11 protein-coding genes are annotated in these 12,232 nt (G+C 46.3%); 4 read left to right on the forward strand and 7 right to left on the reverse strand.

What is annotated here, in order from left to right; translation table 11 throughout:
• Positions 1-24 precede the first annotated feature (24 nt).
• Positions 25-738 carry a 16S rRNA (uracil(1498)-N(3))-methyltransferase gene (locus tag FTT73_RS08265; protein WP_180191267.1) on the forward strand — a complete coding sequence of 238 codons (714 nt, stop codon included), beginning with the start codon at positions 25-27 and terminating at the stop codon, positions 736-738.
• Here the strand turns inward: FTT73_RS08265 and FTT73_RS08270 are convergent.
• Together FTT73_RS08270 and FTT73_RS08275 are read right to left on the reverse strand one after the other, a co-directional pair.
• The gene (locus FTT73_RS08270; protein WP_180077975.1) at positions 712-1,692 is read right to left on the reverse strand and encodes a mechanosensitive ion channel family protein; all 981 of its coding nucleotides are present in this window, start codon (positions 1,690-1,692) and stop codon (positions 712-714) included. The genes FTT73_RS08265 and FTT73_RS08270 overlap by 27 nt on opposite strands.
• A gap of 107 nt (positions 1,693-1,799) precedes the next feature.
• Entirely contained in the window at positions 1,800-2,378 is a 579-nt protein-coding gene (locus FTT73_RS08275; protein WP_180191268.1) for a DUF805 domain-containing protein, read from the reverse strand.
• 273 nt (positions 2,379-2,651) lie between these two features.
• Between FTT73_RS08275 and acs the strand changes: the two genes are divergently transcribed.
• The gene (gene acs, locus FTT73_RS08280) at positions 2,652-4,598 is read left to right on the forward strand and encodes an acetate--CoA ligase (protein ID WP_074383876.1); all 1,947 of its coding nucleotides are present in this window, start codon (positions 2,652-2,654) and stop codon (positions 4,596-4,598) included.
• 138 nt (positions 4,599-4,736) lie between these two features.
• Positions 4,737-5,918: an acyl-CoA dehydrogenase family protein gene (locus tag FTT73_RS08285; RefSeq protein ID WP_159516478.1), complete on the forward strand. Its 1,182-nt coding sequence runs from the start codon at positions 4,737-4,739 to the stop codon at positions 5,916-5,918.
• A 65-nt stretch (positions 5,919-5,983) separates the two neighbouring features.
• Here the strand turns inward: FTT73_RS08285 and FTT73_RS08290 are convergent, their stop codons facing one another.
• The 4 genes from FTT73_RS08290 to msuE form a co-directional block, all read right to left on the reverse strand.
• Positions 5,984-7,399, reverse strand: a complete 1,416-nt coding sequence (locus FTT73_RS08290; protein WP_180191269.1) for a deoxyribodipyrimidine photo-lyase — start codon at positions 7,397-7,399, stop codon at positions 5,984-5,986.
• Between the two features lie 120 nt (positions 7,400-7,519).
• The gene (locus FTT73_RS08295; RefSeq protein ID WP_180191270.1) at positions 7,520-8,140 is read right to left on the reverse strand and encodes a riboflavin synthase subunit alpha; all 621 of its coding nucleotides are present in this window, start codon (positions 8,138-8,140) and stop codon (positions 7,520-7,522) included.
• 210 nt (positions 8,141-8,350) lie between these two features.
• Positions 8,351-9,433: a dimethylsulfone monooxygenase SfnG gene (sfnG, locus tag FTT73_RS08300; protein WP_180191271.1), complete on the reverse strand. Its 1,083-nt coding sequence runs from the start codon at positions 9,431-9,433 to the stop codon at positions 8,351-8,353.
• Between the two features lie 29 nt (positions 9,434-9,462).
• The gene (msuE, locus tag FTT73_RS08305; protein ID WP_180191272.1) at positions 9,463-10,197 is read right to left on the reverse strand and encodes an FMN reductase; all 735 of its coding nucleotides are present in this window, start codon (positions 10,195-10,197) and stop codon (positions 9,463-9,465) included.
• A 377-nt stretch (positions 10,198-10,574) separates the two neighbouring features.
• Here msuE and FTT73_RS08310 point away from each other — a divergent pair, with 377 nt between their 5' ends.
• Complete coding sequence (locus tag FTT73_RS08310) at positions 10,575-11,225, forward strand: response regulator transcription factor (RefSeq protein ID WP_180191273.1); 651 nt, start codon at positions 10,575-10,577, stop codon at positions 11,223-11,225.
• Between the two features lie 80 nt (positions 11,226-11,305).
• On the opposite strand, the gene FTT73_RS08315 is transcribed toward FTT73_RS08310, so the two are convergent.
• Positions 11,306-12,067, reverse strand: coding sequence for a hypothetical protein (locus FTT73_RS08315; RefSeq protein ID WP_005173201.1), 762 nt, complete (start codon positions 12,065-12,067; stop codon positions 11,306-11,308).
• Positions 12,068-12,232: the final 165 nt, after the last annotated feature.

Here is a 12,232-nt window from a genome sequence, read left to right on the forward strand (position 1 = left end):
CAGTTCTTCGGTATAAAATCTTCTATGAATATTGTCCTGCTTGACCATCGACAAACACAATCGGATCTCTGGACGATTTCAGCGAAACGTCAACTGGAACATTTACAACAGCATGTGCAGATTCAAGTTGGAGATACCTTAAAAGTAGGGGTGCTGGAAGGTCAGCGTTATCTCACCGAGATTGTCGAGATTTCTGAAAAGGCAGTGCGACTAAAACCGCTTCAAGAGGATGCTGTTCCAAAAAAATTACCCGTAACTTTAATTGTGGCCTTGCCACGGCCGAAAGTGCTGCGCCGTCTGATCATGGACAGTGTCACTTTGGGCGTGGAAAAAATCATTTTACTGCATAGCTACCGCGTCGATAAAAGCTACTGGCAAACCCCATTTTTACAGCAGTTAAATCATTATATTGAGCTGGGACTGGAACAGGCCGGGGATACAATAGCTCCGAAAATCGAGCTGTATAAACGTTTTAAACCTTTTGTTGAAGATGTTTTGCCGGGCTTGATTACGGCTGACCGACCCGCTTATGTGGCACATCCTTATGCCGAACAATCCATGCCTTTTGCGATTCCACATCCTTGTACGATGATCATCGGCCCGGAAGGTGGATTCATTCCTTATGAAGTAGATTTACTGGTTAAAAACGGCTGCCAGGCTGTGAGTCTGGGCAACCGTATTCTCCGCACTGAAACCGTGATTCCCTATGTTCTAGGTCGACTGTTTAGCACGAGCTGAGGCATCTTCATTGCCTTCGCCGCGATAGACTTTGACTTCCTGTACCGGATAAGGAATTGAAATATGATGTTCGGCAAATGCCTGAATCACGCGTTCCTGCACCGCACTGATTGAGGTTCCTGTGCCTGTCTCAGTGGTATCGACCCACCAGAGCGCTTTTAAGGTAATGGAAAAATCAGCCAGCGCCGTGACATTGACACTAAAGCCCGGCTGACTGAGGATGGTCGGGTCTTTATCTAAAATGGCGGTAATCAGGTCTTTGGCTTTCTGGATATCATCTTCATAGCCAATGCCCACTACAAACTCACAGCGACGGCGGGTATAGGCCGTGTTTACCGTCACGGCACTGGTATAGACCGTGGCATTGGGAATCACGATACGGCGGCCATCCGGTGAACGCAAAAAAGTCGCACGAATCTGGATATCTTCGACTGTGCCTTCCATGCCATTAACGATAATATCATCGCCAATCTTGAAGGGTTCACTGAGCAGAATCAGCACACCAGAAAGCAGGTTCTGGAAAATATCCTTGAAGGCAAAACCGATCGCAACCGAACCAATCCCGAGGGCACTCATCAGCTGACCCGGAGTAAAGCCAGGAACGGCAATCACCAGTCCAATCAGAATCCCAAAGAAGATAATAAACGTACTGCCGACCCGGTTCAGGACCAGTACCAGATTCTGGCGGGTATAAGAGCGGTTCTCTAAGGTTTTGCGCACAAAAAACTTAAACAGTTTTGACAATAGCCAGAAGATGACAATGACCACCAGCGCAATACAGAAATAAGGCACACGTTCCCAGAAACCTTCCATGATCTTGTCAATGGTGCTATAGGCATCGTTGTATTTGGCAGTATGTTCAATCACGGTCTGGGTGGTTTTTTCAGTTGCCTGATGCAACAACTCCGTGGTGCCCTCAGTGACCTGGCTTAAGGTATTATTTTGCTCTGCCACAAAAATTCCATCATTTAAATTTTGCCTATTTTGCCTGATGTTGAGCAAAAAATTAAGAAGCGCTATCCGCCAGGAATGGATATTTCCTAAAAATAAGCAGACAGTTGTTAAAAATATTGTGTGGTTTTTTGCATGATCTCAGGCGGGATATGTGGCTGTTCTCCACCGCTCATATAACCCAATAAAGCCAGCGATCCCAATAGGCTCAGTAGTATCAGGACAATCATCAGCCAGGCCAGCATCTTTTCCCAGAGCAGGGTCATCCGCGCAGGGCCGTAGTCATTTATGCCGCGATCTCCCGAACCAAAAACGATATAAAGCCATACAAAAATGTTCACCAAGGGCAGCAACAGCAGCAGCGCCCACCAGCCACTGCGGTTCATGTCATGCAAACGGCGAACGGTCACCACTAAAGCGAAATAGGCATAGACCAGAATCATGATCAGCACGCCGATACCGGCCAAACCTTGTATTGAAAGTAGCCAGTTAGAATCCATTGAATGGACTGCAAGATTCACAATATCAATACTTAAGCCCAGTGCAATACTGCTAAACAGGAAGATGAAATGTAGAAATGCTGACCACGCAATAAAACTCAAACGCCCGAAACGGCCTTTTATCGACAAGGGATGATCCGTTGCCGCCAAAGCGGGAGGGGTGAAATAGGGAGATTCGGGCGATTTCATAAATATGATCCTGAACTGAACAAAATGAAATAAGAGCGAGAGCTAAATTCTATTTTTTAAAGGGCATTGCTACAGATCATACACAGTTATGCAGAATATTCTGTACTGTAAGTTATGCTTTATTTTGTTTGAATTTGAATAAATAATCTACGACGAAAGCATGATTGCCGGATTCGAAATAAGCAGGCCATACTGCCATTATGCATAAAAAACAATCAACAACACAGCATTAACCTCTCGTGATGAGATAGAACAAAATCAAGGAAGTGACATATGCAAGAGATCTATCCAGTACCCGAAGATTTTAAAAAAACAGCACGCACGCTTGAAGACCAGTATTTCGAACGTTATCAACATTCCATCGAGCAGCCAGAAGCATTCTGGACAGAACAGGCACAACGTCTGGACTGGATCAAGCCTTTTACCCAAGTCAAAAATACCAGTTTCGATCCCGACAATTTTAAAATTGAATGGTTTGCTGATGGTCAGCTCAATGTCAGCGCCAACTGTCTGGACCGTCATCTGAAAGAACATCCCTATAAGCCGGCCATTATCTGGGAAGGGGATCATCCTTCACGGCACAAGATTATTTCTTTTGCCGAGTTGCATGACGAAACCTGCCGTTTCGCCAATGTGCTGAAAAAAAATGGCATTGCTAAAGGCGACCGGGTGATGCTGTACATGCCCATGGTCTCTGAAGCCGCGATTGCCATGCTGGCCTGCGCGCGCATCGGGGCGGTGCATTGCGTGGTATTTGGTGGGTTTTCACCGGATTCTCTGGCCAGCCGGATTGAAGACTGTCAGGCCAAAATGGTGATTACGGCCGATTCCGGTATGCGCGGCGGGAAACCGATTCCGCTGAAAGCCAATGTTGATGAAGCCCTGAAACTGGCTGGTACAGACTCCATTCAAAATGTAATAGTGGTGCATCGCACCGGCAACCCGATTGAAATGCAAGAGGGGCGCGACCTGTGGTATCACATGGAAATCATGTCGGTGAATGACATTTGCCCACCGGAACCGATGAATGCCGAAGATCCGCTATTTATCCTGTATACCTCAGGTTCGACCGGCAAGCCCAAGGGCGTGATGCATACCACGGGCGGCTATCTGACTTATGTGAATTGCAGTTTCCGCGAAGTGTTTGACATCAAACAGGATGATATCTTTTGGTGTACCGCAGATGTCGGCTGGATTACCGGACATTCCTATGTGCTGTATGGCCCATTGTCGAATGGCACCACGACTCTTATGTTCGAGGGTGTTCCGCAGTATCCGAGCTGGGCGCGTACCGGACACATTGTCGATAAGCATAACGTCACCATTCTCTATACCGCACCGACAGCCATCCGCGCCATGATGCGTGAAGGTGATGCCTTTGTGCGGGAAAGTGACCGCAGCAGCCTGAGAATTCTAGGTTCGGTGGGTGAGCCGATTAATCCTGAAGCCTGGAACTGGTATTACACCGTGGTCGGTGAAAGTCGCTGTCCCGTCATTGATACCTGGTGGCAGACGGAAACCGGCGGTTTTATGATTACGCCATTGCCAGGCGCGACTGATTTGAAACCGGGTTCTGCAACACGGCCTTTCTTTGGGGTACAACCTGCGATTGTCGATGCGGATGGTAAGGAGCTGGAAGGCGAAGCTGAAGGCAATCTGGTGATTAAAGATTCCTGGCCGGGCCAGATGCGAACCATCTGGGGTGATCCGGAACGTTTTATCGAAGCCTATTTCTCGACTTATCCGGGTACTTATTTTACCGGAGATGGCGCGCGTCGCGATAAAGACGGTTATTACTGGATTACTGGCCGGGTCGATGATGTGCTGAATGTGTCCGGACACCGTTTAGGCACAGCTGAAGTTGAAAGTGCGTTGGTGGCCCATGAAGCAGTGGCTGAGGCTGCTGTGGTGGGTATGCCGCATGACATTAAAGGGCAGGGAATTTGTGCCTTTGTCACCTTACAGGCCGACGTGACCAGTTCAGATGAATTGCGTGCTGAACTGGTGAGCTGGGTGCGCAAGATTTTGGGGCCAGTGGCGACACCTGATGCACTGTACTGGGCACCCGCTTTGCCCAAAACCCGTTCAGGGAAAATCATGCGCCGGATCTTGAGAAAGATTGCAGCCAATGAGCTGGATAGCCTGGGCGATACCTCGACATTGGCTGAACCACAAGTGGTGGATCATCTGATTGCAGAAGTACAAGCCAATCCTCGTTAAATAGCTAAAGTCCACAAGCAAAATACCGGCTGCACGCAGCCGGTATTTTTAGATCAGGAATAAGCTCTGCATGCTTTCGAATATAGCGCAACGTCTTGATCTGCTAAGCTGCCCACATGCTGAACATGAGTTAAAATAATGAATGTACGATCACCATATTTAGATCAATCTCCTGTCGATATTGCCCAGAAACTGGCAGAACAATTTGCCCAAACTGCCGCAGTGCGAGACAAGCAGGGCGGTAATCCCAAGCATGAACGAGACCTGATCCGTAACAGTGGTCTGCTCGGCTTGTCTATTCCTGTTGCCTATGGTGGACAGGGTGCAGACTGGCGGACAATTTTTAAAACCATTCAGACCCTGGCGCAGGTCGATAGCTCTCTGGCGCATATTTATGGATTTCATCATTTATTGATTGCCACCGTACAGCTATTTTCCCAACCCGAGCAATATGGCAAATGGTTTGCACAGACTGCGCAAAATAATTTGTTCTGGGGCAATACTCTCAATCCGCTGGATCGTCGTACCACGGCAACTCAAGTCTCAGAGCATGAATATATTTTCCATGGTGATAAAAGCTTTTGTTCTGGTTCGATCGATTCGGATATGTTGCTGTGTTCAGGTTATAACGAAGCAGGAAAATTGCTGATTGGCGTGATTCCTACCCAGCGACAGGGTGTGAGCTTTCTAGGCGACTGGAACAATATGGGCCAGCGCCAGACTGACAGCGGCACCAGTCATTTTGAACAGGTCAACATTCACCGGGATGAATTGCTGCTCAATCCGGGGCCACTGAGTACGCCGTATTCCAGTTTACGTCCATTGATTGCGCAGCTGATATTTGTGCATATGTTTCTCGGTGTCGCCGAAGGGGCTTTTGAAGTTGCCAAACAGACCGTACAAACCCAAAAAGCCTGGTCAAAATCCTTGGCTGAACATGCAGTGAATGATCCTTTTACCCAAAAGCATTTTGCCGAGTTTTATGTGCAGCTGGAAAGCGTGCGTTTATTGGCAGATCAAGCCATTCAGACCTTGCAGAAAGCTTGGAATATCGGCCCTGATCTGACTGCCGAGCAGCGTGGTGAAGTCTCGATTGCGATTGCCACCGCCAAAATTGCCGCCACCAATAGCTCTTTATATATCACCCAGAATATTTTTCAGGTCATGGGTGCACGAGCAACGACTGCACAACTGAATCTGGACCGGTTCTGGCGTAATGTTCGGACTCAAACCTTGCATGATCCGGTGGATTATAAATATCAGGAAGTGGGAGAATGGGTGCTGACCGGAAAAGTGCCTGATCCAAGTTTTTATTCCTAATCCCAATATTAAAACAGCCTCTATATGAGAAGCTGTTTTATTATTTTTAAGATGATGGGTCTTTTTTAAAGCTGCTTAAAAGCCTCAATTGCCCGGACACGGGAAGATTTTAAATCCACAAGCGGTTTTGGATAGTTCAGTTCACGGTCAGGGTTTTTGGCATAGGGTTCATGAATGCTTTTGGCATCCAGATGCGCCAGTTCAGGCACCCACTGACGGATATAATCCCCATTCGGGTCGAACTTCTGTGACTGGCTGACCGGATTGAAAATCCGGAAATAAGGCACCGCATCCATACCCGTCGAAGCACACCATTGCCATCCGCCATTATTGGCTGCCAGATCACCATCAATTAGCTGCTGCATGAACCAGCTTTCTCCCAAACGCCAATCGATCAGCAGGTTTTTGCACAGGAACATTGCGGTAATCATGCGCACCCGATTATGCATCCAGCCGGTGGCCAGTAGCTGCCGCATCCCGGCATCTACAATCGGGATCCCGGTTTGGCCCTGTTGCCAGGCTGCCAAATCTTCAGGTGCATGCCGCCACTGGATTTTATCGGTATTTGCTTTAAACGGGCGATGTCTGGAAACGCGGGGAAAATCGAACAGGGTATGCTGATAAAACTCACGCCACAGCAGTTCATCCAGCCAGGTTTGTTGACCGAGATCATCGATCTGGAAATAGCCATGATGTTGTTTAAACAGCGCCTGAATGCACTGGCGGATCGAGAAAATGCCGATATTTAAATAAGGCGAGAGTTGACTGGTGCCATTAAGCGCTGGAATATCACGATCTGTTTGATAGCTGCTTAAGCGGTCTTCGATAAAATCATCCAGCATCTGTAGGGCATGAGTTTCATCTACGGGCCAAAGTTTTTCAGAATTTTCTATTGAATAGCGACCCGCAAACTTTTCCAGATCAAAATGTGTCAGCTCTGCAGGCAATTCGAGCAAGTCCTGAGACGCAATCACAGGATAAGCAGAAGGCACATCGAGAATCAGCCGCTCATAGCATTTTTTCTTAAAGGCACTATAGACTTGATAGGGTTGATTGGACTGATTGCGGATACTCGCCAATGGAAAGAGGGTACGATCATGATACAGCTCGACCCGAATCTGCTGCTGTTCCAGTCGTTGCTGAACCTTGAAATCACGCTGTAGTTCATTGACCCCAACTTCAATATGCGCATGCACGCTATCAATCTGCAAGTTTTGGCAGAGTGCTAACATCTCATCAGCAAGATTACGCCACAAGCCGACTTCTCGCACAATTAAAGCAATATTCAGTTGTTCTAGTTGCTGTTTAAGAACCTGTAGCCGTCGCAGATAAAAATCGATTTTAATCGGCGCATCTTGATGTAACTGCCATTGCTCAGGAGAAAGCACCACCAAAGCCACACAGGGGCCTTGTTGAGTGGCATGCCACAAAGCGGCATGGTCTTGAATTCGAAGGTCTTGGCGAAACCAGATCAGATGCATGGTACTTTCTTAAATCAGGGAGTTAGCCTGCATTTTAGGCAATCTGCTACCGATGGAATAGTATTAAAATATTAATATGATAGGAGACTGATTTTTGCACGTACCAGTCTCTTTATACCATTAAGCTTTGGCTTGATAAATATTTTCCAGAGTATCCACCAAAGTACGGGTCATCTGGTCAATTTCATAATTCACTGTATCGCCCACCTGGATGTGCTTCCAGGTGGTCAGACGCAAGGTTTCTGGAATCAGGTCAATCGAAATTTCACTGTGGGCACGATCGACACGGTTCACGGTCAGGCTGCAGCCATTTAGCCCAATAAAGCCTTTTAGGAAGAAGTACTTGATATTACCCTCTGGAATCTGTAAATCGATATGCAGGGTTTCACCGCGAGCTTCAACCTGGATGACCTTAGCCCTGCCTTCAATATGACCATACAGATTATGTCCACCGTTTTCTGCACCGACTTTGGCAGAGCGTTCAATATTCACTTCATCACCAATTTTTAAGGCTTTCAAGGTGGTAAGCGCCAAGGTGACATTGGAAATATCAAAATGAATCTGTTTCTGCGCCCGGTCAATCGTGGTCACCGTAAGACAGACACCATTTACTGCCACACTGGCGCCAATAAACACATCTGCAAAAAAGCTGTGCTGATCACTGACCAACAGAGTAATAAAACCATCGCCTTTGCGAATCTCGATGACCTGTTCCAGGCCTTGGACAATACCGGTATACATAGTTAAACGTCTATTCTTGCAATTGCATCCCATTGTAGGCAGGAAAGCTAAATCCGGCTAGCGCTTTACTGGACTGCTTGGTTTCTGTCCGGATAAAAAATCCCTCAAGCCGAGCCTTGAGGGGAAAATTTGCAATGTGCCGTCATTATTATAATATTTGGGCATAAGCACCACTTAGATTTAAGCGGATTTAGCCTGCACAACCTGCTGTTATTGTGCTTCTAGCTCACGCACCAATGGCAACACCTTTTCTCCAAAATATTCGACTTCTTCAACACAGTGCAAGAAACCGGAAAGCACCAGATCGACTCCAATATTTTTTAACAGCACAATACGTTCAGCAATTTGTTGCGGTGTGCCAATTAAATTGGTCTTGAAACCGTCGTTATACTGGACTAAATCTTCAAAACTTGATTTTGCCCAGTTGCCTTCGCCTTCAGTTGTCGAGGCACCGGCTTCACGTGTCGCTTCAGCAAAATTTTTCACTGCTTTGATATTGGCCTTATCAATAATTTCCTGTAAAACCGCTTTGGCTTGTTCTTCAGTATCACGTGCGATGATAAAGGCATTGACCCCAATTTTCACAGTGTGATTATTGGCTTGGGCTTTTTCGCGAATATCATCAATCTGTTTTTTCAGCTCTTCAGGCGTGTTGCCATTGGTGAAATACCAGTCTGAAACACGTGAAGCCATATCACGCGCCGCACGTGAACTGCCACCCTGAAAAATCTCGACCGGTTTATCCGGGAGCGGTTGTGGGCGTAAGGTATAGTCTTTAAATTGATAGAACTTGCCATCAAAATTAAAGTGATCCGTATTCCAGATTCCGCGCAAACTGCGAATAAACTCTTCTGAACGGGCATAACGCTGGTCATGCTCTGGCCATGCTTCGCCAATCGCATCAAATTCGCCACGGAACCAGCCACTGACCACGTTAATCGCAATCCGGCCATTGCTGAGCTGGTTAATGCTGGCCAATTGTTTTGCCGCAAGCGCAGGTTTCCACGGCCCGGGTAAAATTGCTGCAATTAACTTGATCTTGCTGGTTTGTGCGAGCAAGGCATGACTGAAGCTGACAGATTCATGCTGGTTTTCTGCACCATAGCTTGACGCAAAACGAATCTGGGTCAGGCCATATTCAAAACCGCTTTTTTCTGCTGCTTGTGCCAGACGCACGTTATATTCATAGCTCCAGTCGGTACGCTGTTCGATGGTACTGACGACAAAACCGCCACTGACATTCGGAACCCAATACGCAAATTTGATGTCTTGCTGTATTTGCTGTTGTGACATATTTCAACCCTCGAAGTGAAAATCGCTGATCAAGCAACTTGCGTTTGCGCTGATTTTTTACTGTGCAAGCGGGATTCTGCTGCATCCAGACTTGGTACAGCCGCAGAGGGCAAGACTTCTTCTTGTTCGATTTGTTTATTGATGCTCAAGTTCTGGTTGGCCTGTTGGGTTTTTGCTTTAACGACTTCGGCACGTTGTCCTTTGGCCGGTGCCCATTCCAGAATAGGCAGGGCACGTGCTACTGCCAGGGTAATACGATCGCGGAGCAATTCACTGTGAATGGTATATTCAGTAGTGAAATCACGATCAGTCGCATACACGCCAATCGGTAAAGTCTGAGCCTGGAAGAAGCTGAATAATGGACGTAATTGATGTTCGAGCACCAGCGCATGTCGGTCACTACCACCTGAAGCTGCTAAAAGTACCGGTACATCGACCAGTGCAGTCTGCTCGACAAAATCAAAGAAATGTTTAAACAAGCCGGTAAATGAAGCGCGATATACGGGTGTACCAACAATCAGCGCATCTGCAGCTTCGACTGCGGCCAGATCATCCTGAACGCGCTGCGGTAATTGATTACGATAAATCGCACCACCCAGGAGCGAACCAATTTCACTAAATTTAATAAAATGTACATGAATTGGTGTCGCTTCACCCAGTTCATCAATAATGGCCTGAACCAAGGCTTCTGTTTTAGACGGATGATTTAAACCACCCGATACGGCAACAATATTTAAGGGTTTTTGCGCATTAAAATTAGACATGTTTAGAACCTGAAAAATAGGAGTAATCTCGGAATGTCCTTATTAATCCCGATTCAGTGCCGGGCTGTAAAATAACGAAAAGCTGAAAAGTTATCTGATTTTTCGATATATGAAAAAAGCCTGGTTTATAAGCATTAATTTTAATATAAGTTTTTGATATGTAGATTTATATTGAATATAGCTAAGCTTTTTAATTTAGGAATACGTTATATATAAAAAAGTGATGAGAATTAAATAATTATTGAAATACCGCGAAAAATGGTGATTTTGAAGAAAAACTGCATATTATTTTAAAAATTGTAGAGTCTTGCATATCCTTAACCGGGTTGTGTGGTTAGAATAGGGGCTACCGTGCCAAGATCTCTCTCACGTTGCCTATGAATATTTTAATCGTTGATGATCATCCACTATTTCGTCATGCCTTGATTCAGGCTGTACGTTATAGCCTGCCACAAGCCCAGATTCATGAAACTGCGGCAGTCAATGAATTTTATGAACGTCTAGAAAATGGCCCCGAGCCTGATCTTGTGCTGCTGGATTTAAATTTGCCAGGCGCATCAGGTTTTTCTGCCTTGGTACACGTCCGCGCGCAATATCCGTCGCTGCCGATCATTGTCGTGTCTGCGCATGAAGAAGTCAGTATTATCCAGCGTGCCATTGCGCATGGTGCCATGGGCTATATTCCAAAATCTGCCCATCCAAGCCATATTGGTGAAGCGATTCGCGAAGTGCTGGAAGGTGAGATCTGGTTACCGCCAAATCTGCCAGCCAACACGAACTTTGACCCGCGTGCTGCCGATGAAACGGCTTTGGCGGAACGGATCCAGTCTTTGACCCCACAACAGTTCCGAGTATTGATGATGGTGGCCGAAGGCTTGCTGAATAAGCAGATTGCTTATGAACTGGACGTGTCAGAAGCGACCATTAAAGCGCATGTGACTGCAATTTTCCGTAAGCTTGGCGTACAAAACCGGACACAAGCGGTATTGGCCATTAATGCACTGAATATTGAAGACCGGAAAATGTAAGTTCTGTATATCCGCATGGAAAAAGGCCTCCTTGGAGGTCTTTTTTTATCTGAATAATTCAGTGAAAAAGCATGCATATATTAAGCAATATAATCCTGCTTGCGGGTGAAATCATCGCAGAATAACGGATTTAAAGCACATTGCAATTCATCGATCTGATCTTCGGTGACATAACCCTTGGATTTCAGATATTCGGCCACGCGATCATCTCGCAGGCTCAGGAAAGTCGCATCATAAACACCCAGATCGACAAAGAGTGCAGCCGTTTCCAGACTGTTAAAACGGTCCAGATAGACTTCATTGTCATACATCAGGAAGATATGATCATCGCGCGTGTTCGGATCGACATGTAAACGCTGCGCCAGCTCATGCGGGCAGGTTTTGATAAATAGTAAATCAGACAGCTCGTCAAACTGGCTGGTATCCAGACAGTTATCCTCGTTTTTGACTTTACCCAGCCAGGCCTTAAACACCAGGACGGCACCACCACGCAGCAACATGCTCCAGATCTGATGACGAGTTTGCACCGGCAGATCCGCCGTTTCAGCTTCTAAAGACTGAAGCAGTTTGTCTTCCTGCTCGGCAATCCGTTCAAACAGACCCAGTCCTTGCGGCTTGTAAGCATAAGGTTCAAAGACATCAAAATGTAATTCATCAAAGACTTGCAGTGCCAGGGGGACTGCACTCTGATACAGCGTTTCCAGCGCCTGATACTGTGCATCATTCAGCTTGCTGTATTTAAAGATCTGTGCCCAGTCAATGCTTGGCAATAAGGCATTGGCGCCATATTGACGGTGGAACTGCTGGGCCTGATTCAGGCCATGGTTTTGATCTATGTTCATGTAAAGAACTCCGATATGCAGAAAGATCAGCTACCCAAATAATCAAGGCATGTATGAGATGGAAACTGATCGTTTCTTATTCCTCTATTTTTAGAGCCAAGCATAGCTGATAAAAAATACGACTAAAGTTATAGTGCTGGAAAATTACCCTTTAATTATGAGTTA

Source organism: Acinetobacter sp. YH01006, assembly GCF_013420445.1.
Taxonomy (GTDB): domain Bacteria; phylum Pseudomonadota; class Gammaproteobacteria; order Pseudomonadales; family Moraxellaceae; genus Acinetobacter; species Acinetobacter pseudolwoffii.